The organism is Bacteroidota bacterium, assembly GCA_040388375.1.
Classification (GTDB): domain Bacteria; phylum Bacteroidota; class Bacteroidia; order UKL13-3; family UKL13-3; genus JAAFJM01.
This window is the reverse complement of record JAZKBU010000004.1, coordinates 227097-252021: the sequence shown is the minus strand read 5'-3', so window position 1 is coordinate 252021 and position 24925 is coordinate 227097. Positions and strand designations below refer to the sequence as shown.

General features: G+C 35.1%; 23 protein-coding genes. 16 read left to right on the top strand and 7 right to left on the bottom strand.

What is annotated here, in order from left to right; translation table 11 throughout:
* Window positions 1-28: 28 nt before the first annotated feature.
* The 6 genes from V4538_06830 to V4538_06805 all read left to right on the top strand — a co-directional run bounded on the left by V4538_06830 (window position 29) and on the right by V4538_06805 (window position 4455).
* Window positions 29-244, top strand: coding sequence for a YdeI/OmpD-associated family protein (locus tag V4538_06830; GenBank protein MES2380736.1), 216 nt, complete (start codon window positions 29-31; stop codon window positions 242-244).
* Window positions 245-1327, top strand: a complete 1083-nt coding sequence (locus tag V4538_06825) for a serine hydrolase domain-containing protein (protein ID MES2380735.1) — start codon at window positions 245-247, stop codon at window positions 1325-1327.
* Window positions 1328-1501: 174 nt separating this feature from the next.
* Window positions 1502-2587 (top strand): hypothetical protein, encoded by a 1086-nt coding sequence (locus tag V4538_06820; protein ID MES2380734.1) that lies wholly within the window; start codon window positions 1502-1504, stop codon window positions 2585-2587.
* Window positions 2588-2779: 192 nt separating this feature from the next.
* On the top strand, window positions 2780-3202 hold the full coding sequence (locus V4538_06815) for a VOC family protein (GenBank protein ID MES2380733.1): 423 nt from the start codon (window positions 2780-2782) through the stop codon (window positions 3200-3202).
* 25 nt (window positions 3203-3227) lie between these two features.
* Window positions 3228-3626, top strand: a complete 399-nt coding sequence (locus V4538_06810) for an AraC family transcriptional regulator (GenBank protein MES2380732.1) — start codon at window positions 3228-3230, stop codon at window positions 3624-3626.
* Between the two features lie 67 nt (window positions 3627-3693).
* Window positions 3694-4455 (top strand): SDR family oxidoreductase, encoded by a 762-nt coding sequence (locus tag V4538_06805; protein MES2380731.1) that lies wholly within the window; start codon window positions 3694-3696, stop codon window positions 4453-4455.
* 160 nt (window positions 4456-4615) lie between these two features.
* Here V4538_06805 and V4538_06800 read toward each other — a convergent pair whose 3' ends face one another.
* The 3 genes from V4538_06800 to V4538_06790 are packed head-to-tail and all read right to left on the bottom strand — an operon-like array spanning window position 4616 to window position 7929.
* Window positions 4616-6328, bottom strand: coding sequence for a hypothetical protein (locus V4538_06800; protein ID MES2380730.1), 1713 nt, complete (start codon window positions 6326-6328; stop codon window positions 4616-4618).
* 11 nt (window positions 6329-6339) lie between these two features.
* Window positions 6340-7113 carry an ABC transporter ATP-binding protein gene (locus V4538_06795; protein MES2380729.1) on the bottom strand — a complete coding sequence of 258 codons (774 nt, stop codon included), beginning with the start codon at window positions 7111-7113 and terminating at the stop codon, window positions 6340-6342.
* Window positions 7114-7131: 18 nt separating this feature from the next.
* Window positions 7132-7929, bottom strand: coding sequence for an inositol monophosphatase family protein (locus V4538_06790; protein ID MES2380728.1), 798 nt, complete (start codon window positions 7927-7929; stop codon window positions 7132-7134).
* 81 nt (window positions 7930-8010) lie between these two features.
* Here V4538_06790 and V4538_06785 point away from each other — a divergent pair, with 81 nt between their 5' ends.
* The 3 genes from V4538_06785 (at window position 8011) to V4538_06775 (ending at window position 10941) form a co-directional block, all read left to right on the top strand.
* Complete coding sequence (locus V4538_06785) at window positions 8011-9036, top strand: GntG family PLP-dependent aldolase (GenBank protein MES2380727.1); 1026 nt, start codon at window positions 8011-8013, stop codon at window positions 9034-9036.
* A 49-nt stretch (window positions 9037-9085) separates the two neighbouring features.
* Complete coding sequence (locus V4538_06780) at window positions 9086-9496, top strand: WG repeat-containing protein (protein ID MES2380726.1); 411 nt, start codon at window positions 9086-9088, stop codon at window positions 9494-9496.
* Between the two features lie 128 nt (window positions 9497-9624).
* The gene (locus V4538_06775; protein MES2380725.1) at window positions 9625-10941 is read left to right on the top strand and encodes a citrate (Si)-synthase, eukaryotic; all 1317 of its coding nucleotides are present in this window, start codon (window positions 9625-9627) and stop codon (window positions 10939-10941) included.
* 514 nt (window positions 10942-11455) lie between these two features.
* Here V4538_06775 and V4538_06770 read toward each other — a convergent pair.
* From V4538_06770 to V4538_06755, 4 genes are read right to left on the bottom strand one after another with little or no spacing between them, the layout of a single operon-like run.
* A complete protein-coding gene (locus tag V4538_06770) occupies window positions 11456-12658 on the bottom strand; it encodes a phospholipase D-like domain-containing protein (protein ID MES2380724.1) in 1203 nt (400 codons plus the stop codon).
* Window positions 12659-12678: 20 nt separating this feature from the next.
* Window positions 12679-13026 (bottom strand): MmcQ/YjbR family DNA-binding protein, encoded by a 348-nt coding sequence (locus V4538_06765; protein MES2380723.1) that lies wholly within the window; start codon window positions 13024-13026, stop codon window positions 12679-12681.
* The gene (locus V4538_06760; GenBank protein ID MES2380722.1) at window positions 13016-13591 is read right to left on the bottom strand and encodes a GNAT family protein; all 576 of its coding nucleotides are present in this window, start codon (window positions 13589-13591) and stop codon (window positions 13016-13018) included. Before V4538_06760 ends, V4538_06765 begins: the two co-directional genes overlap by 11 nt.
* 2 nt (window positions 13592-13593) lie before the next feature.
* Entirely contained in the window at window positions 13594-14883 is a 1290-nt protein-coding gene (locus tag V4538_06755) for an NAD(P)/FAD-dependent oxidoreductase (protein ID MES2380721.1), read from the bottom strand.
* Window positions 14884-15400: 517 nt separating this feature from the next.
* Between V4538_06755 and V4538_06750 the strand changes: the two genes are divergently transcribed.
* From V4538_06750 to V4538_06720, 7 genes are read left to right on the top strand one after another with little or no spacing between them, the layout of a single operon-like run.
* A complete protein-coding gene (locus V4538_06750; GenBank protein ID MES2380720.1) occupies window positions 15401-16651 on the top strand; it encodes a pitrilysin family protein in 1251 nt (416 codons plus the stop codon).
* Window positions 16638-17921: a pitrilysin family protein gene (locus tag V4538_06745; GenBank protein ID MES2380719.1), complete on the top strand. Its 1284-nt coding sequence runs from the start codon at window positions 16638-16640 to the stop codon at window positions 17919-17921. The genes V4538_06750 and V4538_06745 overlap by 14 nt, the downstream gene beginning before the upstream one ends.
* A gap of 3 nt (window positions 17922-17924) precedes the next feature.
* Window positions 17925-19664 carry a hypothetical protein gene (locus V4538_06740; protein ID MES2380718.1) on the top strand — a complete coding sequence of 580 codons (1740 nt, stop codon included), beginning with the start codon at window positions 17925-17927 and terminating at the stop codon, window positions 19662-19664.
* On the top strand, window positions 19665-20090 hold the full coding sequence (ybeY, locus tag V4538_06735) for an rRNA maturation RNase YbeY (protein ID MES2380717.1): 426 nt from the start codon (window positions 19665-19667) through the stop codon (window positions 20088-20090). It abuts the gene before it with no gap.
* Window positions 20091-20105: 15 nt separating this feature from the next.
* Window positions 20106-21971, top strand: coding sequence for a tRNA uridine-5-carboxymethylaminomethyl(34) synthesis enzyme MnmG (gene mnmG / locus V4538_06730; GenBank protein MES2380716.1), 1866 nt, complete (start codon window positions 20106-20108; stop codon window positions 21969-21971).
* Between the two features lie 4 nt (window positions 21972-21975).
* Window positions 21976-22866, top strand: a complete 891-nt coding sequence (locus V4538_06725; GenBank protein MES2380715.1) for a class I SAM-dependent methyltransferase — start codon at window positions 21976-21978, stop codon at window positions 22864-22866.
* Window positions 22867-22923: 57 nt separating this feature from the next.
* Window positions 22924-24528 carry an Ig-like domain-containing domain gene (locus V4538_06720; GenBank protein MES2380714.1) on the top strand — a complete coding sequence of 535 codons (1605 nt, stop codon included), beginning with the start codon at window positions 22924-22926 and terminating at the stop codon, window positions 24526-24528.
* Window positions 24529-24925: the final 397 nt, after the last annotated feature.

Below are 24925 nucleotides of genomic sequence, written 5' to 3'. Positions count from 1 at the left end.
TGCTAAACCTGTTAAAGAAAAAACCGAATTGGTAATACCTGATTACTTTACCAAAGCTTTAAGCAAAAACAAAAAGGCATGGACCGTATTTGAAAACTTTAGCTACAGTAATAAGAAAGAATATGTAGAATGGGCTAAAGAAGCTAAAACAGAAAGCACCCAACAAAAACGTTTAGACACCGCTATAGAGTGGATAAGCGAAGGCAAAATAAGAAACTGGAAATATTTAAAACCAAAAGAATAATTGAACCCATTTACCAAAGCATTTACAGGCGCAAGCTTGTTGCTACTACTCACCACAGCTTCCTTTGCACAAACACGCTCGCATTTTGCCGATAGCGTTCGTATACATTACCATATACCCGAATTGGCCTATGCAGTTGTTTCTGCCGATCATATTTTGGAAATGCAAACACTGGGCGTGCAAAGGGTAAACACCCCTTATAAAGCACAGGCAACGGATTTATTCAGAATAGGCTCTAACACCAAAGCCATTACAGGTTTTATTGCTGCTTTATTGGTTAAGCAAGGCAAAATTAGCTGGCACACCCGGTTTTTCGATTTATACCCCGAGCTGAAAGCCAAAAGCAAGCCCGCTTACCATCAGCTTACCTTGCTTCAATTGCTTAGTTTCAGAACACGTCTTTTCCCCTATACCTATACCTATAGTAAACCAGCACCCAACCAATTTACAGGCAACGAAGCCCAACAACGTTACCAGTTTACCGAATGGTTTTTTCAGCAAAAACCCGTAATGAGCGGGGATAGCATTCATTTTTCTAACTTAGGATACATAGCCGCAGCCCTTATGCTGGAAAAGGTTTCGGGCAAACCTTATAAAGAGCTGGTAACAGATTTAGCCAAACAACTGAATATACACATAGGCTTTGGACCACCAAACTTAACCGATACATTACAACCGTGGGGACATGACAGTAACCTGAAACCCGAGCCACCTCAGGAAAACCAAAAGCTGAACTGGTTGCTGGCTGCCGGAAATATACACATGAGCATAAACGATTACGCCCGGTTTATTCAACTGCAACTGGCGGGTTTAGCAGGCAAATCAAGCTTGCTGAGCAAAAAAGAGTTTGAGTTTTTACACTTTGGCTTGCAAACCTTTTCAGTAGGCTGGTTTTGGGCTACCGATGAAAACCAACAAACATACAGTTACAATATAGGCAACCCCGGTACTTTTTTAAGCAAAGTATATATTTACAAAAACACCAACAGGGCTTATATACTCCTTACCAATGCCCAAACCGATGAGACCGATGAGGGCTTGGACGTATTGTATACCCAACTTAAAAAAATATACCATCAGTAGCCATATTTTTTGCCATTATACCCTTGCCTATTCTCTTATAGGTATAAATACCCGTTTTTATAATCGGTTATTTATATGTTCAAAAAGGCGCTTTTACTCCCTTTAGTTTGCTCTGCCAAAACGCCCAAACCGAAAAGCGATAATAGAGTAGGTAAAAAACTAATCATTACACCAATGCAAGTATTTAACGAAAACAACTACAATGCCTATCCGGTAACTGCCATAGGACTATGCGAAATATCGTACCTTAATAACGGAGGTTCCGTAAGCGGTCCGGCTATAGCCAATGCAGTAACCAATGCTTATAATACCCCTTACAACCCCAACAATTACGACCCTAACAATCCACCCATTCAACCCAATACACCCTTAGAAACAAGCATTGTGTGGGGACCGGCCTTTTCGCCCGTTAATGGCTTTGCTACAAACAGTTTAATGTTTATAGCACAAGTAAAAAGCAGCAGCGAATATTTTGTGGTTATTAGGGGTACCGACCCTATTAGCCTGAGCTCCTGGATTAATGAAGACCTGAAGGTAGATACCATTGTTCCGCTTAATACCTTGCCAAACGTTCCCTCCTCTATAATATATGACGACATAACCATATCATTAGCGGCTTTTAATGGTATGAGTGATTTATTGGGCCTTACAGACCCCAATACAAACCAATCAGCCCTTACCTTTCTACAAAATACAATAGCCAATAACAGCGATGCTTATATTTATGTTACAGGGCATAGTTTAGGCGGTACACTTACACCCGTAATGTTTAGCTACTTAAATGCTATATTGTTTAATGGAAATACCTATTGTAATATGGCTATGTGGTCGTTTGCAGGTTTAACAGCCGGAGGTACCAATTTTAACGATTACGTTGATCATTTGAATCCAAATGCTGCTTTTAATTGGCGCATACCAAACACTTTAGATATAGCACCCTTTTTAGTGGGTCCTGCCAATATAAACCAAGCGCCTGTGCCTTCAGACATTACCAATATTTACAGTGAATTGAGTATAGACCCGGGGTCATACGCGCTATTAATGGACCTTTTTTCCAAAGCCAATGCTACTACAGGCACAAACCCTCCCGGATTAAATTTTTATCTTCAACCAAGTTTTGGTATCAACCCTATTAATGGTACTTACCAACCCGCACTTACACATATTCCACTTGTTGCTCCATGGGCAACGCAGGCTTTGTACCAACACCATGCAAGCACTTATTACCAAATGGTATACCAAAGCTTTATGCCCGCTTAAATCATATACAGCCATCAAAAAGCCGCATCTGTTAAGTAGATGTGGCTTTTTATTTAAGCAAGTACTTTGGTTTTATACTTGTTTCTATAAAATACGGGTGTCATGCCATGGCTATTTACACTGCTTTTAAAGGCAAAACGGAATAAGCGGTATTTGCATTTTTTAGTTCAATAACTATATTCGAACTACAAAATGAGACAAAAACTAAACTTAATAACGCTTGGCGTTGACGATTTTGAAAAGTCGCTTCATTTTTATGAAACAGGGCTTGGATGGAAAAAGTCCGATAAAAGCATGGATGGCTTAGCTTTATTTCCTTTAGGTGGAATAACATTGGCCTTGCACCCACGGGCAGAATTAGCCGAAGATACTACCTTGCCTTATACACCTTCAGCATTCAATGGTTTAACTATTTCGTACAATGCTAAGTCAGAAAAAGAAGTAGACGATGTTTTATTAAAAGTAAAACAATTAGGTGCTACCATTATAAAACCCGCCCAGCAAGTATATTGGGGTGGTTACAGTGGCTATTTTAAAGACCTTGACGGGTATTTGTTTGAAGTAGCTTTTAATCCGTTTTGGGAACTTGACGAAAACGACAACCTGAAACTATAAAACCCATTGCTTGTTAACCAAACAAATGACCATACCTAAAAAAATACTATCGCGCCAACACGAAATAACGGCTACTTTTTTAAAGGAGATAGACAAGCATTTATTGGATATTACCGATGGGCGCACCCTCGAAATGTTTGAAATAAGGGACATTGCCGATATCATGCATATTCATCCAACCCATTTAAGCAATACCATTAAACTTACCACGGGCAAAGCACCTTGTTACTTTTTTGAAGAAAAAATTCTGACCATTGCCAAATCAATGATAGAAAAAAATGAAGAATCAATAGGAAACATTGCCACTTCACTTACCTACGACCCTTCCAACTTTACCAAGTTTTTTAAACGATTCACCAACCAAACACCAAAACAATACCGGGAATTGTTTTTACTTAAAAAATCGGAAGCTGTCACCATTTAAACTGAAACTGTCACCATAATTTAACTAAATATCCAGACTACGTTTGTATCATTAATTCAATACAAAAATGATACAAAATAAAATTGCAATAGTTACAGGTGGAAGCCGCGGCTTAGGTAAAGACATGGCTTTAAACCTGGCCAAAAAAGGAATAGATGTAATACTTACCTACAACAGCAAAAAAGAAGAAGCCGAAGCTGTTGTAAAACAAATGGAAAGCATGGGGCAAAAAGCGGTAGCCCTGCAGCTAAACGTAGCTGATACCAAAAGCTTTGAACCCTTTTTTACCGAGGTACAAAAAGTATTAAGCCAGACTTTCAACACCAACAAATTCAACTATTTAGTAAACAATGCAGGCATTGGTATTCATGTACCTTTTGCCGAAACTACCGAAGAACAGTTTGACACGCTGATGAATATTCAATTCAAAGGTGTTTTCTTTTTTACCCAAAAAGCTTTACCACACTTGGAAGACGGAGGAAGCATTATCAATATTTCTACCGGATTGGCCCGTTTTTCATTTCCCGGTTACGCTGCCTATGCTTCCATGAAAGGAGCCATTGAAACACTTACTAAGTATTTAGCAAAAGAGTTAGGCGAACGCAAAATAAGGGTAAACGTAGTTGCTCCCGGAGCCATTGAAACTGACTTTGGAAATGGTGCAGTAAGAGACAACAAACATTTAAACGATTCCATAGCCTCGGCAACAGCGCTGGGAAGAGTAGGAAAAGCAGAAGATATTGGAGGTGTGGTAGCCTTTTTATGCACCGATGAAGCCCGTTGGATTAACGCCCAAAGAATAGAAGTTTCCGGTGGAATGATGTTGTAAAAACACCCAATTATGTCAAAAAAAACAGCAATATTGTAAAAGCTATTGCTGTTTTTTTATTCAGATTCATCCGCTAAAAAACTGCTTTAAAACCCTAAAAAACAAACCATTAAAACATTTTAATGCATTTGTCGCACTTCAATATTTCCTCTATAAATGCTTAGTTTTCTTCACTAACCCGTATGCGGCTCCAGTCTTTATTTTTAATAGAGTCCATGGCCATCCAAATGGCAATACACGATAATACAATCAGTAAAAAAACAATTGGCCAATAATCACTGATGGCATAATGCACAGCACCCACACTAAAGGGAATAATCATACTCGCAAGACCTCTAATAAAACCACTGCCTTTTACTTTTTGACTGGCTAAAACAGAAAACGGTAAATTATTAAACGTAATAAACGCAATAGCAAACACAATAAGCATTTGGTTACAAACACCTAAAATAAAATTGGGCAAAGCATTGATGCCTACAAACCAATAAGCCAAACCAATAATAAGAGCCGCTACAGGAAAATAAAACTTAACAATAATAGACTTTACTGCCCCTAGTATCAAAGCTCCCGGCTTTTCAATAGGTGTTATATAATATATCCATGCGGCTTTGTATTTATCAGAAAAACTCAGTTGCATTAAAGCCGTTATCAGTATAAAATTACACAGGTAAATAACAAAAATATAGATAAAAGAATTAGGGTCCGGTAACGAAACTTTACCTCCCTCATCAGGGTTCTTAAAAAATATAAGTACTGCATAAACCAGCAAATATCCTAATGATGGATAAACCTTCATTTTAAAATCGCGGCTTCGTGCAGTCATTTTCCATGTATGCAAAAAGCCCATTCTTTCTGGCCCGGCTTTGGTAATTAGCAAACTAAAGAATTTGGCGTATTTATCGCTTTTTATCTTGGTTTCAGGTTGTTTTAATGCGTTTGTCGCAGTTGGCTCATCACCAGTACTGCCAACCATAGCCAGCTTTTGGTTAAACGAAGGGGCAAAATATTTTACCACTACATAAATACTTAAAAAAGGAACCACCAAAGCCAGTAAAAGGCATGTAAGTAACTTCAATTCGCCATTAAAAGAATGTAAATATTGCCAGGCACCTGCAAACCAATAAGGGGGTGTTAACATAGCCCAAGTGGAGTCTTTTAAACTAAAACTGCTAATAGATGATTTTGAAATCAGTCGAGGTACAACCTGATAACTTGCATAAACCGTTACCGCAAACACAATTTGAAAATAAGAAATTATGTTTTTAAACCTTTGCGGTGTGGTTATTTTTAACACCAGAATATATACAGCATTAATTAAAAATATAGTGAGCAAGGTGGCCAATATAACCAGTAGGAATAATACCAAAAATGCCCAGAAACCTTCTGTATAAAATATAAAAGCAAAGCTTACCAAAGTTAACGGAATAACTATTTTAGTCACAAAAACTATAATGTACAACAAGCGCGAAACCACAAAAGTGCTATCGTTAACCGGCTTGGGTAATATAATAGCATTATCCCTTACATCAATTAAAACAGTTGTGAAATCGGCTATTAAAACCGAGGCCAAAAAGAAAATATAAAAGGAGAAAAAGAAACTCAGTTTAGTAATATAATCAGCTCCAATAAAAAAAGAGAACAGGAACATCATACCCAGAAACACTGATATAATCATGTTTCTTACACCTTGCATTTGAGAGGTTTTACCCGGTTTTGCCGCTTTAAAACCTCTGAAACTACTGGGCATTCTGTTACCCATCATAATTTTAGTGGTCAGTATTGCTTTTAGCTGTTTGGTGTCAACACCCATTTGGCGGAAAAAGCCTTCAGGGAGCAGAACCAACATAACAAGGAATTTATCAATTACATTCATTCTGTTAAAAATTAAGCATTAAAAGCACTCATTAATTCATCCGAAGCATTCGTGTTACCTTCCTTATAAGTCAGTTGCGAAAATATTTGTTCCAAGCTTTGGTTGCCCTGTTGTTGTTTTAACTCTTCAAAACTGCCATCAGCAACTACTTTTCCGTTATTAATTAAAACAATTCTGTCACTAACCTTTTCTACCACATCCATCATATGGCTGCAATAAAAAATGGTTTTACCCTCCTTAGCCAGTTTGCTGATAAGCTCCTTTACTATAATAACACTATTGGCATCCAAACCACTCAACGGTTCATCTAAAATAATTATATCCGGGTTGTGCAACAAACCAGATATAATTAAAACCTTCTGGCGCATACCCTTGCTGAAAGTATCCATCCGTTGATTCATACTAGCTTCCAAACCAAAAGCAGTCAGCATTTTTACCATTCTCTCCTGAGCTATATCCAAATCAATACTATATAACTCCGCCATAAACGATAAAAACTCAAGGGGAGTTAATACTTCGTAAAGCTCGGCCAACTCAGGCACATAACCAATTTTTTGTTTTATTTTTAAAGCATCGGTTTTTACATTCATACCATGCACCAAAACTTCGCCCTCAAAATCGCTTATTAAACCACACAATATTTTAACCGTAGTGCTTTTACCCGCACCATTGGCTCCTATATAACCAATAACCTGTCCCGGATAAATAGTTAAATTAATACCGGAAAGCACTTGTTTGCTTCCATAGCTTTTCTGTACGTTTTGTAAACTTATTATTGGTTCCATAGCCTGTTATTACTAATATTATTGTTTAAAATGTGTTTTTATAACCTCATAAAAAGGTTCATATAAAGCCCCTGACGATGCAATTAACGTTTTATCAAACACATAATCATTACCACCACTAAAAGTTGATAATTTACCTCCCGCTTGCTGCACTATAAAAGCTCCACCTGCCACATCCCAAGGGTGTAAACCATACTCAAAAAAACCATCAAAGCGGCCACAGGCAGTATAAGCCAAATCAACCGCTGCACTACCCATCCTGCGCATACCTTGTGTGTTTACCATTAAATAACGCAATGCCGATAAATAATTTTCCATTACTTCAAAGTCATAATAAGGAAAGCCGGTCGCTAATAACGATTTACTTAATTCCGCATTTTGCTTCACATAAATAACCTCATTATTTAAGTACGCTTTGCTTCCCTGCCAGGCATAAAACATTTCATCCCTGTTACATTCATACACCACGCCCAATAACAATTCATTGTTTTGCATTAAGCCTATGCTTACACTAAATACAGGTAAAGCATGAATGAAATTAGTGGTTCCATCCAGTGGATCAATAATCCACATAAACTCTTTTTGTTCCGTTGCAATGGTTGCCTCTTCTGTTATAAAACCCGCAGCCGGCATTATTTTCTGCAGGGCTTCAACCAGCATTTCCTCTGCGGTTTTATCAACATAGCTTACCAATTGATTAAAGGTTTTTGTTTCCACCTTATCCATGCTAAAAGCTTTACGCTCCTGCATAATAAACAAACCCGCCTGTTTTGCTGCTCCACAAACTTGGTAGCATAATTTCTCACTTATTATCACGCAGCCAAAATAAGCATACAGGCTACAATATTTATAATTTAAATAATTAGTTTTGGGGAATAAACTTTGAAATAACCCCATATGATTGATTTAAGAAGTGATACAGTAACTACCCCTACTAAAGCTATGCTTGATACCATGATGAAAGCACATGTAGGTGACGATGTTTTTGGTGAAGACCCAACCGTGAACGAATTACAAAAATTTGCAGCCGATATGTTTGGTATGGAAGCAGCCTTGTTTTGCGCAAGCGGCACTATGACCAACCAGATAGCTATAAAGCTACATACCCAACCGGGCGATGAAATTATTTGCGATAAGCTGGCCCACGTTTATTTATATGAAGGCGGTGGTATAGGTTTTAATTCAGGATGTTCCGTTCGTTTGGTAGAAGGTATTTTGGGTAAGTTTACGGCTCAACAAGTAATTGAAAACATAAACGACCCCGGTAATATTCACTTCCCTACTACCAGATTAGTTTGTATAGAAAACACCGTAAACAAAGGTGGTGGAGCTTGCTGGAGTTTTAACGAAATAAAAGCTATTAAAGCCGTTTGTCAGCAAAACGGTTTAGCCCTACACCTTGATGGTGCAAGATTATTCAATGCTTTGGTTGCAAAAAACGAAACACCTAAACAATACGGACAAGTATTCGATACCATTTCCATTTGTCTGAGCAAAGGCCTTGGTGCTCCTGTTGGTTCCCTTTTACTGGGAAGCAAACAACATATAGAAAAAGCAACCCGCTTACGCAAAGTAATGGGTGGAGGTATGCGCCAGTCCGGATTTTTAGCCGCAGCAGGTCTTTACGCTTTGCAACATAATATAGAGCGTTTAAAAACAGACCACGAAAGAGCAGTTATAATATCGGAAATAATAGAAAAAGCCAATATAGCCACTTATGTTTTACCTGTTGAAACCAATATTGTTATTTTTCAATTAGCCGAACACATCCAACTCGATAATTTTATGGAACAATTAAAAATAAATAACATAAAAGCAGCAACTATGGGAAACCGCCTTTTTAGGTTTGTATTGCATTTATCTATAAATGAGAAAGATTTCGACAATTTAACAAAAAATTTAAACTCCCTAAAACTTAACTGATAAAGACTTGGTTTTTTTAAAACTTATTTACCATATTCGCCCTCTATTTATGAATAAAAGAATATTAACCTTAATTATAATGGTTTGTGCTGTAACTATTAATACACAAGCACAATCAAAAAAGAAAGCCCCTAAAGGATACGATGCTATTTATCCTTTTATAAAAGGCAAGGCCAAAGTAGTAAAGGCCGGTAAAATAGGTTATATTAACGAAGTGGGCGAAGAGTTCATTCCTTGTAAATACGAAGAAATTTATCCATTTGAGGGCGGAAGAGCCAAAGTAATGCGCAGTGGAAAATATGGCTACATTAACGAACAAGGCGAAGAAGTAATTGAATGCAAATTTGATTATATAGGTGCTTTTAAAAATGGCAGAGCTATAGTAAAATATAATGGCAAACTAGAAGTAATTGATATGGAAGGTAACGTTATTACTGAAGCTAACCACGGAGCACAATAAACCTTGCTTATACAAATTGCATCACAAAAATCTGATATTTTTAAGGTTTTTTGTGCAAATCAAAACAAATACTAAATTCGAACGGTTTTAATAAATATATACTAAAAATAAAGTTGATAAAATAAAAAATGGGTAACTTAAAGAACAAATTTGCAGAAAAAGCGCTTCCATTAGCGGTAGAGATTAGAAATTTTGTTAAAGAAAATGGAAATGTGGTTCTCGGCAATTTTACAGTAGAAGATGTATATGCAGGTCAAAAAGGAATTATTGGTTTATTAACCGAAACCTCTTTGTTAGATTCAAATGAAGGTATCCGTTTCAGAGGTTATACAATTCCGGAGTTACGCCAATTATTACCAAAAGTACCGGGAGGAACAGAACCATTACCGGAAGGTCTTTTCTATTTAATGTTACTGGGCGAATTACCAACTTACGATGATGTATTAGCCATTCAGGCAGATTGGGCAACAAGAGCAGAAGTACCTGCACACGTATTTGCAGCATTGGATGCTTTGCCTTTAACTACCCACCCAATGACCCAGTTTTCAATAGCCATTAATGCATTACAAACAGAATCTGTTTTTGCTAAAGCATACAAAGATGGTATTAACAAAAAAGACTATTGGGATTATACTTACGAAGACGTTTGTACATTATTAGCCCGCTTACCAATAGTAGCAGCTTATATTTACCGTAGAACTTATAAAAACAATGAGCATATTGCTGCCGATCCTAAATTAGATTGGGCCGGAAACTTTGCCCACATGTTAGGTTACGACCAAAACGAGTTTTACAAACTAATGCGTTTATATCTGGTAATTCATGCTGACCATGAAGGAGGAAACGTATCAGCGCATACCACACATTTAGTTGGTTCAGCTTTATCAGATCCATATTTGTCATTAGCAGCAGCTATGAACGGTCTTGCAGGTCCATTACACGGATTAGCTAATCAGGAAGTAATCCGTTGGATAAAAGACATGCAGGAAGAAATTGGTCACGAACCAACCGAAGAACAAATTGCATCATATATTCATAAAACCTTAACCGAAGGAAAAGTAGTACCGGGTTATGGCCACGCAGTATTGCGTAAAACAGATCCTCGTTTCACAGCACAACAAGAATTTGCTAAAACTTACATGCCGGACGACCAATTGGTAAACATAGTTTGGAAAATATATAAAGTTGCCCCTCCTATTTTAGAAAACACCGGTAAAATTAAAAACCCTTGGCCAAACGTAGATGCGCATTCAGGTGCGCTATTATTACACTATGGTTTTGCTGAGTATGAATTTTACACTGTTTTATTCGGTGTAAGCCGTGCTTTAGGTGTAATGGCATCTCTCTTATGGGACAGAGCATTAGGGTTACCTTTAGAGCGTCCTAAATCAGTTACCTATGAATGGTTAAAAAACACAGTTGCTGCTAAAAAAGCAACATCGTAATTTTAAAAAAATACTTCTTAAAAGCCTCTATTTTAAAACAATAGAGGCTTTTCTTTTTTAGCTATTGTTTAATGAAAAAGGCAGAGAAATACACTGCCTTTAAGAAATCATTAAAGATAAATGCAAACCAAAAATATCCTAACAACTCACCTTTTTTAATTAGCCAGACGTAACCCGTTATAAGCCCTTTTAAGGCGCTAAAACATCGTCACAACCTTGTTGCTTGGATTCATACAAAAATCAATCCATACATCAATTAATAAGCTTATGAACCTAATCAGCAATGAGTGGATTGATAGTGGGATAGTGAATTTTACAAAAGTGTAAAAAGCTTAATTGCAACAGAAGTACTTATTTTAAATCCGAAGGGACAAGTAAAACAATGTATTTGTCATAATGAAGAAATGGCAGAGTAATGACTCTCTTTTATACCCTCAATACCAATTAAATGAAAGCTTTTTAAGCATTGCGACATTTATCGTTTATCGACTAATTTAATTAGCAGATAAAACACTTAAACCATGCTTTTATATTTGTTCTTTTTTAAATGCCTGTGTTGTAAAAAAAACATAGTCCCCAAAAGTAAGCGAACGGCAAAATAACACAGCGCATTGTACCAAAACCTCCATTTCATAAAGCCTGGGTTAAATTGCGACAATTCAATTTTGGAACACCCTTTTGCGATTATTTCATCTATTGCCGATTGCGATTGTTGACAAAACACATCATCAAAAACTTCTATATTGCACTCAATACTTCCAAAGTCACTTAAGTGGTTTAAATTATATGATCCAATGCACATCCAGTCGCTATCAACCAAGGCGAGTTTACCATGCAATACACTTTTATTCCATTCAAAAAGCCTGATACCGGATTTTAACATATCAGCATAAAAATATTGGCTTGCGTGTTTTACCAAACCTACATCCGAAACCGCGCCTAAAATTAAATTGACCTGTACCCCTCTTTTAGATGCCTTTTTTAAAATTCTCTTCAACGAAATGGGTGGAATAAAATAGCTAACCACTAACGTTATTTGTTTTTCTGCTGCCCTTATTTTCTGTTTATACTGGCGCGAAATGCCAAATTTAGCTTGTAGCCAGTTATTTTGTAATACCCGTGCTTTTATTGGCTCACTTTCAGTAACTTTCTCAACAACTTTTATTTTACGCCAAAAATGTTTTTCTTCTTTTCTTACCGTACGTAAAACACTATAGCAAATTTGCAGCAAATCAATAATAACACTCCCTTCTATAAATACAGCAAAATCAAGCCAGGGCGCTTCATCGGTATATTGGCTGTAATTGTTTGAAACATTAATGCCCCCAACTAAAGCATGCCGCTTATCAACACAAATTATTTTATGGTGCAAACGCATACCCATATGCAAATAATTACCAAATTTTATAGGCGAATAAAAGTAAAATGCTATCCCGGCTTTTCTAAATTCTTCTTGCCAGGTTTCATTAAAATTCTTACTTCCATAGGCATCAAGTACCACATAAATTTTAACACCTCTTGCAGCTGCTTTTATCAGCAAATCAGCAATAATACGCCCGGTAGCATCAGGTTCAAAAATATATAGCTGAAAGTGAATTTCTTCTTTTGCCGACTCAATCAAATCCACTAATTTATCGAAAAATAAGTGCCCACTTTCTATTAACGTTAAACGGTTACCATAACGATACGGGTAAATACCTAGTTTTCTTTGTAACATCAATTTAACTTAGTTAGTCTTTATTCTCCTTCATTTAAATAAACTGCTGCCAGCTTTGGCGGAGCAACAGTACAATAAGCTGCTATTAAAACACCCATTAAAATCTCCTTATTAACCAGTTTCAGGTTAACCAAAGTCCATCCCTGCTTGCCAAATTTATTAGGTACCGGGTAAATAATTTTAGGATCTACCAAACAAAGCATTGATTGCTCTTCCGGAGTTAATTTAACACAACACCTGCGCTCAATGGCATTGTGGGTTGCAAATATCTTTTTCTTTACCTTATATGCTTTATGCTCAAAATGTGGTGCCTCTTCTACTTCGGCAAATGATAGAGCATATTTTTTAAACTGTTCGTTAGAAATCATATTGTTCATTCCCTTTTAACAACGTGAAAACAGCCATATCTGAAAACCTTTCTTTAAAATAAATACGATCCTTATAGTGAGCTTCTTTCTTAAAACCAATCTGTTCCATTAAAGCTATAGCGCCTCTATTATCAGGCGATACCTTCGCCTCAATACTATGCAAATTCATTTCTTCCAAACCAAATTGTATAATAGCTATAACCGCTTCTATGGCTATATGTTTACCCCAATATTCGGTAGCCATTTCTCCACCAATTTCTGCCCGTAAATTTAACCTGTCAATACTATTAAATCCGCATGTTCCTATAATTTCATTGTTATCTCTCAATATACCGGCCCAGCCAATGGCTTGTTTGTTATTGTAAGCTTCAATGGTGCGTTCAGCTAAACGCAATGCATCTTCGTGCTTATCCATTTCAGGCCTGGCTATAAATGCATTCACACGCCCATTCGAACGCATATCATAAATACGTTTAGCATCTTCTTTTCTTATTTCTCTAAGTGTTAACCGCTTTGTTTTAAGCACCGGGAACTTGTCAAACACTTCCATATTAAGCTTTTCCATACTTATTTTTTGGGTATAAAGGGCCTGGTAATAATTCTAATAGCACGCTGATAACTTACATAGTTCCACATCCAATTTAAAAAAACAACCAGCCTGTTCCTAAAACCTACCAACAACATTAAATGAATAAACATCCAACCAAGCCAAGCTATATAACCCTGCATTTTTATTCCAAAAATTTCAAAAACAGCTTTATGTCTGCCAATGGTAGCCATACTACCCAGGTTAAAATATTTGTATGGTTTTAGCTCTTTGTTGTCTATTAATTTAAGTAAATTTTTACCCAACAAAACTCCCTGTTGCTGCGCTACAGTTCCAACCATTGGATGCCCGTTTGGAAAAGCGGTATCGCTTGTCATATAAGCAATATCACCTATGGCAAAAACATTTTTTAGCGTTTCTATTCTGTTAAAAGCATCCACTTTATACCTGTTGCCCCTAACTATTAAATCAGCCGGTATACCGGGAATTGTTTTTCCCTTTACCCCCGCACTCCAAATTACCGTATCCGTTTTTAAAACACTTCCATTGCTTAAAGTTAAATTCCCGCTTTGCACATCATAATTCTGTACTGCAGTATTCACCTGTACATGAACGCCTAATTCTTCCAAAAACTGTTGTGCTTTTTTCGATGAAATTTCGCTCATAGCTGCTAAAACTCTTGGAGCGGCTTCAATTAAATGCACTTGCATTTTACTGGCATCTATTTCCTTGTAATCCGCAGGAATTACATTCTTTTTTATTTCAGCTAAAGAACCCGCTGTTTCTACACCAGTTGGCCCGGCACCCACTATTACAAAATTTAAAAACCGTTCAATATCGCCCGTTTTACTTTCACTCAATGCCTTTTCAAACTCCTGTAAAATATCACTGCGTAGGTCCAAAGCATCAGGAATTGACTTCAGCTGCATGCTGTATTTTTCCAATTCAGCATTGCCAAAAAAATTGGTTTGAGCTCCTGTGGCTATACACAAATAGTCGTAATGAAACTCACCAATATTTGTTTTTATTTCATTCTTTTCAGGTAATATCTCTTCCACTTCAGCCATTCTGAAAGCTATATTGGGCATACTGCCTATAATTTTTCGAAGCGGATAAGCAATAGCATCGGGGCCCAAACCACCGGAAGCTACCTGATACATTAAAGGTTGAAAATTGAAATAATTATTTTTGTCGAGAACCGTAACTTTAATCGGTTTCTTATTGAGTTTTTTGATTAACTCTAAACCTGCAAAGCCACCACCAATGATAATAAGATGCGGTGCCTGCATACTTTGATACTGATAATCCATATTGCAATGCAATAATTTATTTGCAATGCAAAGTTTGCGGAATTAAAATTAGGTTTACAAGTATTATAAGCTTATTTAAACTGTTTTATATCAACATAGTGAATTGGGAAAAATCTTCTACACTTATTTTAATTATTTGGCATGTAGATATTTATGAAATAATCTAAAATAAAGTACTTTCTGTTTAAATCAATATAAAACCTAAAATAAACGCCCCTAATAGAATTAAATTAAAAAAGCGAGGAAATGACAATAAAAGCGATTTTAACGCATTAAAAGCGAAATAAACACGATTCCTTTTGGTTTTAAAACGCAGCTGCACTAATTAAGAATAATTTATCAGTAATATTTACAACCTTTTCACTCTTTCTTAGTCAAATAAAAACTTAACTTTGATGTAAAATAAATTATACTCTTAAACACAATGTGTGTTATAGTGTTAAGTAATGTACACTATTCTTGTTAGCGTCTCTCCTATTTTCGCATCACAAACAATTTAACTTTAATATTTACAAATTTGATCAACTATAATCAATTTAAATTATCTAACGGACTTACAGTTATTCATCATTTTGATGACAGTACACAACTCTGTGTATTAAATATTTTATACAATGTTGGTTCCAAACACGAAGACCCCAACAAAACCGGTTTTGCTCACTTGTTTGAGCATTTAATGTTTGGCGGCTCCGTAAATATTGAAGATTTTGATGAAGAGCTTCAAAACGCAGGTGGCGAAAGCAATGCTTTTACAAGCAACGATATTACCAACTATTACCTTACACTTCCGGCACATAATATTGAAACCGGCTTTTGGCTGGAAAGCGACAGAATGCTAAGTTTAGACTTTAGCCAAGAAAGTCTGGACATACAAAGAAACGTAGTAATAGAAGAATTTAAAGAGCGTTATTTAAACCAACCCTATGGAGATGTTTGGTTAAAAATATTGCCATTGGCTTATAAAGTTCATCCATATGCATGGCCAACAATTGGCAAAGAAATTAAGCATATTGAAGATGCCAATTTAGAAGATGTGAAAGCTTTTTTTAAAAACTTTTATAGTCCTAACAATGCAGTTTTAGTCGTTGCCGGAAATATAGATTTAACCACATGTAAAAACCTTGCAGAAAAATGGTTTGAACCAATTCCTGGTCAAAATTTAAACATGCCAAACTACCAGCAAGAACCAAAGCAAACAGAAGCAAGATTTGAAACTATCCATGCCGATGTGCCACTTGATATGATTGTTAAAGCATACCATATGCCTGCCCGAAAAGATCAGGCATATTATGCAGCCGATATGCTAACAGATATTTTAGGAAATGGTAAATCATCGCGTTTTTATACAGAACTAGTAAAAAAACAAAACCTGTTTAGTGAGCTAGATGCTTACATAAGTGGGGATGTAGAGGCTGGTTTACTGCTCATCGAAGGGAAGCCTAGCAAAGGGGTTAGCATGGAGATTGCAGAACAAGCTATTAATGTAGAAATAGAAAAATTCATTTCAAATGGCCTTTTGCCAAATGAATTAGAAAAAATAAAAAATAAGACCGAAACAAATATTGAGTTTAACAACATGGGTGCCCTTAATAGGGCCATGAAATTAGCTTATGCGTGGGTGCTTGAAGATGTGGATTTAGTAAATAACGAAGCCCAAATGTATCTGAATGTAAAGGATGACGATATTATTCAAGTTGCAAAAAAAATATTCAATCCCAACAATTGTTCAACCCTTTATTACCTAGCAAAACAAAATGATATTAAATAGACAAAATCCGCCAAGCATACAGCCAATTGGTAAATATAGCATAACAGAAGCCCAAAACCATAGCTTATCAAATGGTATAGATTTGTATGCAATCAATGCAGGAAATGAGTCTGTTTTAAAATTAGATATTGTTTTCAATGCAGGTATTATCCATCAAAATAAAAAATGCCAGGCCAACTTTACAGCCCAATTATTAAGCGAAGGAACCAGTAAATATACAGCGGCTGAAATTGCTGAAAATCTAGACTTTTTTGGAGCTTATTTTCAAGCCAAATGTAACCTTGATGATAGTACAATTACCCTTTACTGCTTAACAAAACACCTTGATAATTGCCTGCCATATGTAATAGACGTTTTAAACGATGCTATATTTCCTGAAGAAGATTTAAGTATTCATAAAAAAAACAGCATTCAAAAGTTAAATGTAAATGAGCAAAGAAATTCCTTTTTAGTAAGACGAGCATTTAATCAGCATATTTTTGGAAGCGATAATGCCTATGGCTCTTTTGCTACCGAAGAAGATATCAATACTATCAGCCGTGAGGACTTGCTTAGTTTTTACCATAATAACTATAAAAATGGAATCAAATATTTATTGGTATCAGGGCTATTAGCCAGTGATACGATAAGTATTGTTCAAAAGCATTTCGATACTGATTCTTTTAAACCTGCGGGTATTAAAACCATAAAATATACTCTTCACAAACCACAAAGTGAAAACATATTTATTGAAAAAGCCAACTCTGTTCAATGTTCAATAAGAGTTGGAAGAAAGCTTTTCAATAGAAATCATCCGGATTTCAGAGAAATGCAATTACTTAATCTCATTCTTGGAGGCTATTTTGGTTCGCGTTTAATGAAAAACATACGCGAAGAAAAAGGTTTAACCTACGGTATATACTCGGCTTTAGAAGCCTTTCAACAAGATGCAGTATGGTACATTGATACAGAAATGAACAATGAGTTGGTTGAATTAGGCGTAAAGGAAATACTAAAAGAAATACAAACGTTAAGAGAAACGCTGGTGGATGAACAGGAACTACAAATAGCAAAAAACTATTTACTCGGTTCTTTTCTAAGAAACACAGAAGGGCCTTTTAATTTGGCTGACAGGTTTAGAATACTTAAGGACTATAATCTTACCTATGATTATTTTTATGACTTTATTGAAATAATAAAAAATATGAAAGCAAGTCAAATTAAAGATTTGGCAAATAAATACCTTAACGAAAAAGACTTAAGCATCGTTATTGTTGGAGCCAAGCAATAATTAATGAAAAAAATATTCTTCATATTATCCCTATTTATAGCCTATGTAAGCAGTGGCCAAAACTGCTCGCAAATAAGGAGAGTATGCAGAATTGGGAGTGATAATGAATTATTTTGGAACACACCTGGTGCTATTCCATGTGGAACATTTAAAGAATATAGAGTTTTTGCCCGTGATAAGACAACAGATCCTTTTGTTCAGTTAAGCACACAAACAAATATTGGTACGCTTTCATTTAATCATAGCAATGCAAATGTACCCAGTAATAAAAACTGGGAATATTTTATTCAAATAGTAAGCGATTGCGGGGGGGTAGAGAATTATTGTTATACCGATACGCAAAACGTATCAGTATTCAAACTTCCTAAAAGTAATATTGCCTTTGTTTCTGTTAATCCAAATATCAACGAGCCGATTATTTACTGGGAGAAAAACGCCTATCCAAGCTTCTGGTACATGGACTTGTACAACGATACATTGGTTAAAAATGCTATACTCGATACCTTCTTTATAGACAATGTTTCACGTGGAAACCCACAGCAAGAAAGTCTAAAATATGTAATAGCTGCGGTAGATAGCTGCACCAACAGATGGTCATACGACTTAGCTGATTACCACAAAACCATGTTTTTGCAAAGCCAGATAGATACTTGCAAAAACATAATTTCTTTAAATTGGAGCAAATATGTTGGCTGGGGTAATAATATAGACAAGCATTACATCTACAAAAACATTAATAACACCGCATACATATTAGTAGACTCTGTTAGCGGAACAAGTTTAAGCTATACAGACAACTTGATTACTCTGAATAATACCTATACTTATTATGTTACAGCAGTCAATTCAATTAACAATAACTATAAAAGCAACTCTAATACTATAACCAAGGTAAGCGGTATCAGAGATAATACAACAGCCATCATTATTAGTGCAGTATCTTTAGAAAGCGGTAATATTGAACTAATCATTAATAAAAATAACACCTCTGATATTGACACATTAATCATTCAAAAGTCATTTGACAACATTTCCTTCTTTAATCTTAAAGCCCTAAAAAATCAAATAAGCCCTTTTACATTTAAAGACCTAACCGAAAATGGTGATAAGCGTGTTTTTTATAAAGTAATCAATAAAAACACTTGTGCCGAATACAAAGACACAACAATTGCATCGACTAACATCGTTGCTAAAGGTAGCCAACAAGCCACTAAAAACATGATAAGCTGGAACCACTATTTCACGTGGAACAGTGGTGTAGATAACTATACTTTACTAAGAGAAACAAGAGTTAATGATATAATTATCAATCCATTTAGCCAAATAGCACAAACACTTGACAGTTTCTATAATGATGATTTAGGGGCCGGTTTTACCGTTGGTAACTCATATTGCTACATGGTAATTGGCCAAGAAAAAAACACAGGATATAAAAGTAAATCAAACGAGATTTGCTTAATAGGAGGTCTAATTGTGTATTTTCCTGACGGAGTCATATCAAGTACTGAAAACAGGGTATTTAAACCGGTGGGTGTCTATATAGACTATAGTAAATCAAGTATGATTATATACAATAGGTGGGGTTCAGCTATTAAAACCATTTCCGATTTAAATCAAGGCTGGGATTTAACTAATGAAAATAATAACTTTGTGGCCGCTGATACTTATGTGTACGAGGCCCAGATTATTGGTTTAGATGGAAAACAATTAAGAAAAAGCGGCACAATAACTGTTATTAGATAAATGATACAATTTAACAATATAGATACTTCATATACCATTAAAGAAAAAAAGATGTTAAAAGACTGGATTAAGTATGCACTAAAAAAAGAAGCATTTACTTGTTCGTTTATTAATATAAATATCTGTAGTGATAAGTATTTATTAGATTTAAATATAAGCGCGCTTCAACACGACTACTATACTGATATTATAACTTTTGAATTGAATGATAAAGGAGAGCCTATAGAAGGTGACCTATATATTAGTATAGACAGAATAAAGGAGAATGCGAAGACAGAAAAAGTGACCGTTGACAAAGAATTGAGAAGAGTTATTATACACGGTGTATTGCACCTTTGCGGATACAAGGACAAGACGAAACAAGAAAGTTTAACCATCAGGGGAAAAGAAAATTATTACTTAAAAGAGATAGAAAGTTTCACGTGAAACATTGAATAAAATATGTTAGATAAATACGATGTGATTGTTGTAGGGGCAGGGCATGCAGGTTGTGAGGCCGCTGCTGCTGCTGCAAATATGGGAAGTAGGGTTTTGCTCATTACCATGGATATGAATAAAATAGCTCAAATGAGCTGTAACCCGGCCATGGGGGGAGTTGCAAAAGGACAGATAGTTAGAGAAATAGATGCGCTTGGGGGTTATTCTGGTATTGTAACAGATAAGTCAACTATTCAATTCAGAATACTGAATAAATCAAAAGGGCCGGCTATGTTTAGTCCACGGGCTCAGAATGACAGAATGTTATTTTCACAATACTGGCGTGAAATGCTAGAGCAAACACCAAATGTTGACTTCTGGCAAGATATGGTGAAAGAAATCATTATAAAAGATGGTAAGGCTTGTGGTGTTAAAACCGGAATGGGAATGGATATCTATTCAAAATCTGTTATTCTTACCAATGGTACATTCTTAAATGGTATTATACATATTGGGCAAAAACAATTTGGAGGAGGCAGAATAGCTGAGAAATCGGCTACAGGCATTACAGAACAACTGGTTCAGTTAGGGTTTGAAAGTGGCAGAATGAAAACCGGAACACCACCCAGAGTAGATGGAAGAAGCCTCAATTATGAACTAATGGAAAGGCAAGAAGGAGATGAAAATCCCGGCAAGTTTTCTTATAGCAATGTAACTTCATCTGTAACCAATCAAAGACCTTGTTGGGTAACCTATACCAATGAAAGCGTTCATGAAATATTAAGAACCGGCTTTGATGATTCTCCTATGTATGCAGGCAGGATAAAAGGATTAGGCCCTAGATATTGCCCCTCAATAGAGGATAAAATTAATCGATTTGCCGAAAGAGACAGACACCAGATCTTTGTGGAACCTGAAGGCTGGAACACAGTAGAAATATATGTAAATGGTTTCTCAACTTCGCTTCCTGAACAAGTTCAGTTAAAAGCGATGAAACTTATTCCTGGCTTTGAAAATGTTAAAATGTTTAGACCCGGTTATGCAATTGAGTATGATTTTTTTCCACCTACTCAATTAAAGCTAACACTTGAAACACACTTAATTCAAAACTTATATTTTGCGGGGCAAATAAATGGAACAACAGGATATGAAGAAGCTGCATGCCAAGGATTAATGGCAGGTATAAATGCACACAATAAATTAAACGAAAAACCTGATTTTATACTAAAGCGTAATGAAGCATACATAGGTGTTTTAATAGATGATTTGGTTAACAAAGGAACTGATGAACCATACAGAATGTTTACTTCCAGAGCAGAATACAGAATTATGTTACGTCAGGATAATGCTGATGTAAGATTAACTAAACTGGGCCATTCAATAGGTTTGGCCAGCGATGAAAGATTGAAAAATGTAGAATCGAAAATTGCTGAATCAAATAAAATTATAGACTTCTTTAAGAAAACATCCATTACGCCAAGCGAAGCAAATCCAATGCTTACAGCATTAAATACAGCTGAAATTCCACAAAATTATAAGCTAATACAGTTACTAAGTCGCCCACAAATTGATTTAGACACTATGATTAATTCATTACCTATTGTACAAAATTTCATGCAGGGTTTTAATCAGGAAGCTATGATACAAGCTGAAATATTAATGAAGTATGAAGGCTACCTGGAAAAAGAACAGTTGATGGTTGAAAAAATGAATAAGCTGGAAAATGTTTCTATTAACTCAGACTTTGATTTTAAAGCTATACACAACCTAAGTAGCGAGGCAAAAGAAAAACTAACAAAACAAAAACCTATGACTTTAGGACAGGCAGCACGCATAAGTGGTATTTCTCCTTCTGATATTTCCGTTTTAATGGTACATTTGGGCCGATAAATTTATGGAAAATATTACAACCTGTTTAATTTGTGGCAATAACAGCTTTACGAACCTTCATACTTGTAAAGACTTTGTGGCTACAGGTCAAAATTTTACTATACAACAATGCAGCAATTGCAGCTTTGTATTTACTAATCCACGACCTTCCGTTGATGAAATAGCTCCCTATTACCAATCAGATAAATATGTTTCCCATGCAGGAAAAAAAGAAGGCTTGGGTATCATGTACAAAATATACGATATAGTTAGAAATTTTAGTATCCAATCCAAACTAAACCTTATTAAAACATATAATTCCAACGGTAAACTAATGGATTTAGGATGTGGCTTAGGTTATTTTTTACATGGTGTTATCCAGGACAAAACTTTTGATGCCGTTGGTGTTGATGTAAGCGATGAAGCCATCAGTTATGTAAAAGAAAAATTTGGTTACAACGTAGTCAACGAAAATAAGTTAGATACATTTCCTAAGGAATCATTCGATGTAATTACACAATGGCATGTATTGGAACATGTTCATTTCTTAAATGAAAGAATGGTTGAATTGCATCATTTACTAAAACAAAACGGAACTATGTTTATTGCAGTACCAAACTCCAATAGTTGGGATAGCAAACATTACAAAGAATACTGGGATGGCTTTGATGTACCACGTCATTTATACCACTTCAATACAAAAAGTTTTAACCTGTTAATGCAAAAACACGGGTTTAAAATAGTAGCTAAAAAACCGTTGTGGTTTGATGCGCCATACATTTCCATGAGAAGTGAAATTCATAAAGGAAATAATATGTCAATGTTGAGAGGCTCAATTAGTGGATTAATCTCTAATACACGAGCTATTTTTAACAAAGAGTATTCAAGTATACTTTTTGTAGTAAAAAAGGTTTAAAACTAATTTAAACCCTAAAATATTGTTTTATAAACAAAAGCTTCAACCAAACTTTACATGAAATTATATTTAAAGATTACTCCCTTTCTATTACTTTTTATTTTTTCCTGTGCACAAATAGTAGCACCAACAGGTGGACCCAAAGACGAAATAGGGCCAAAAGTACTAGCCATAGAGCCTAAAAATAAAACAGTTAATTTTCCTACAAATCAACAAATTATTAAAATAAAATTTGATGAGTTTATACAACTGAAAGAGTCTGCACGTCAAATTGTTATGAGCCCACCACCCAATATTTCCCCGGCTTATGAAATATCAGGCAAAGAAATTACCGTTAAATTTAAAGAACCACTAAAGCCATTTACTACCTATACAATCAATTTCGGCAATGCAGTAACTGATAACCATGAAAGTAGCATATCGCAAAATTTAACCTATACATTTTCTACAGGGAACTATATTGATAGTAACTATGTGAGCGGTATAGTTAAAAATGCTTTTACAAATACCGTACAGGCAGATGTAATTGTAGCCCTTTACCAGGCTACAACATTTACCGATACTACCATCTATAAAACGAATCCGGTGTATTTTACCAAAACAAAAGCAGATGGTACTTTTAAAATTGAAAATATGCCTGCAGATGAATATAAGATTTATGCTTATAAAAAAGAAGGCACCGATATAAAGTACGCTTTAAACGATAGTGTCGCTATTGCGAAATCAACAATAGTATCAAGTACTAAACCTGTGAATACTGATTTATATCTGTTCAAACCTAATTTATATAAAATAAATAAACTGTTAGATACCTTATCAACTTCAAAAGGCGTATATAGTTTTGTGGTATATAAACCCACTAATTTTAATATAAGTAGTTCATTATCAAAATATTTATATAAAAAGGTAATTATTGGAAGCAATAATGTTGATACCATTAAAGTATTTACTAACCAATTAGATAGCTGTATATTTACAATAAATACACCTGATACCAACTATACGGTAAAACTAAAGAACAAAGCAAAATCGCCCATACCTGAATTTACTGTTTCAACAAAAACAGAATTAACCCCTAGCGATACCTTTAAAATAAAGCTAAGTAACCCTTACCAAAAAATAAATATTGATAGCATTGAATTTAAAGAAGATACAATAAAAATAAAACCATTATGGCTAAATATAAATGATACTAATAAAATGGAACTTAACCTGTTCCATAATTGGAAAGAAGGAACCAATTATTCCATAAAAATAAAAGATTCAACTCTAGTAGATATCTATGGAAACTTTAATAAAAACAACCAATCAACAGTAGTAATAAAACAAAATAAGGAATATGGCAACCTTATTTTAAATGTAAGTTTTACACCAAATAACAAAATTTACATACTCCAGCTCATTAATAAAAATTCCAATGAAGTGGTGAGAGAGTTTAAAATAACGAATTCAACACAACTTAAACTGGATTACTTAAACCCGGTAGAATTAAAAGTAAAAATTATTGAAGACTCAAATAATAACGGCATTTGGGACAATGGCGACATATCTAAAACTTTACTACCGGAAAGGGTTTTTAATTACAATCAGGTATTTAATATAAGAGCCTATTGGGACTTGGAACAAAACATTAACATTAACGATATAATTAATCAACAATAACGTAATAATTGGCCTTAAAAATGTTAATTAACGTAGATAGCTTTTATAAATAAGTGTTCATAAGTAATAAGTACCTACTTATACAGTTTACGCCCACAGAAAGCTAACATTTTAAGTGCGACATTTTATAAACACATTCATGTGAATGTCGCATTTAACATACTGTTAATAAAACCATAAACTACTAGTTTACAAATACTCCTACAAAACAAACTTGTTGAAAGTATTTTATAAATTAGAAAACAAGTTTTTTAAATAAATTTATCCTAACAATTCACAGCTATTATTATTATTACAATTTTATATATACATATTTAATTACTTTATAGACTGTGGGGAATAGCCCAATGCTAAATTTTATAATTTGAAATTGTATGTTTGTTCCGTTAAAAAAAGC

Coding starts and splice junctions, on each gene's coding strand:
- V4538_06720 (MES2380714.1), top strand. CDS start 22,924: ATGAAATTATATTTAAAGATTACTCCCTTTCTATTACTTTTTATTTTT.
- V4538_06805 (MES2380731.1), top strand. CDS start 3,694: ATGATACAAAATAAAATTGCAATAGTTACAGGTGGAAGCCGCGGCTTA.
- V4538_06795 (MES2380729.1), bottom strand. CDS start 7,113: ATGGAACCAATAATAAGTTTACAAAACGTACAGAAAAGCTATGGAAGC.
- V4538_06760 (MES2380722.1), bottom strand. CDS start 13,591: ATGGAAAAGCTTAATATGGAAGTGTTTGACAAGTTCCCGGTGCTTAAA.
- V4538_06815 (MES2380733.1), top strand. CDS start 2,780: ATGAGACAAAAACTAAACTTAATAACGCTTGGCGTTGACGATTTTGAA.
- V4538_06745 (MES2380719.1), top strand. CDS start 16,638: ATGATATTAAATAGACAAAATCCGCCAAGCATACAGCCAATTGGTAAA.
- V4538_06810 (MES2380732.1), top strand. CDS start 3,228: ATGACCATACCTAAAAAAATACTATCGCGCCAACACGAAATAACGGCT.
- V4538_06740 (MES2380718.1), top strand. CDS start 17,925: ATGAAAAAAATATTCTTCATATTATCCCTATTTATAGCCTATGTAAGC.
- V4538_06765 (MES2380723.1), bottom strand. CDS start 13,026: ATGATTTCTAACGAACAGTTTAAAAAATATGCTCTATCATTTGCCGAA.
- V4538_06725 (MES2380715.1), top strand. CDS start 21,976: ATGGAAAATATTACAACCTGTTTAATTTGTGGCAATAACAGCTTTACG.
- V4538_06785 (MES2380727.1), top strand. CDS start 8,011: ATGATTGATTTAAGAAGTGATACAGTAACTACCCCTACTAAAGCTATG.
- V4538_06770 (MES2380724.1), bottom strand. CDS start 12,658: ATGTTACAAAGAAAACTAGGTATTTACCCGTATCGTTATGGTAACCGT.
- ybeY (MES2380717.1), top strand. CDS start 19,665: ATGATACAATTTAACAATATAGATACTTCATATACCATTAAAGAAAAA.
- mnmG (MES2380716.1), top strand. CDS start 20,106: ATGTTAGATAAATACGATGTGATTGTTGTAGGGGCAGGGCATGCAGGT.
- V4538_06780 (MES2380726.1), top strand. CDS start 9,086: ATGAATAAAAGAATATTAACCTTAATTATAATGGTTTGTGCTGTAACT.
- V4538_06775 (MES2380725.1), top strand. CDS start 9,625: ATGGGTAACTTAAAGAACAAATTTGCAGAAAAAGCGCTTCCATTAGCG.
- V4538_06820 (MES2380734.1), top strand. CDS start 1,502: ATGCAAGTATTTAACGAAAACAACTACAATGCCTATCCGGTAACTGCC.
- V4538_06755 (MES2380721.1), bottom strand. CDS start 14,883: ATGGATTATCAGTATCAAAGTATGCAGGCACCGCATCTTATTATCATT.
- V4538_06800 (MES2380730.1), bottom strand. CDS start 6,328: ATGAATGTAATTGATAAATTCCTTGTTATGTTGGTTCTGCTCCCTGAA.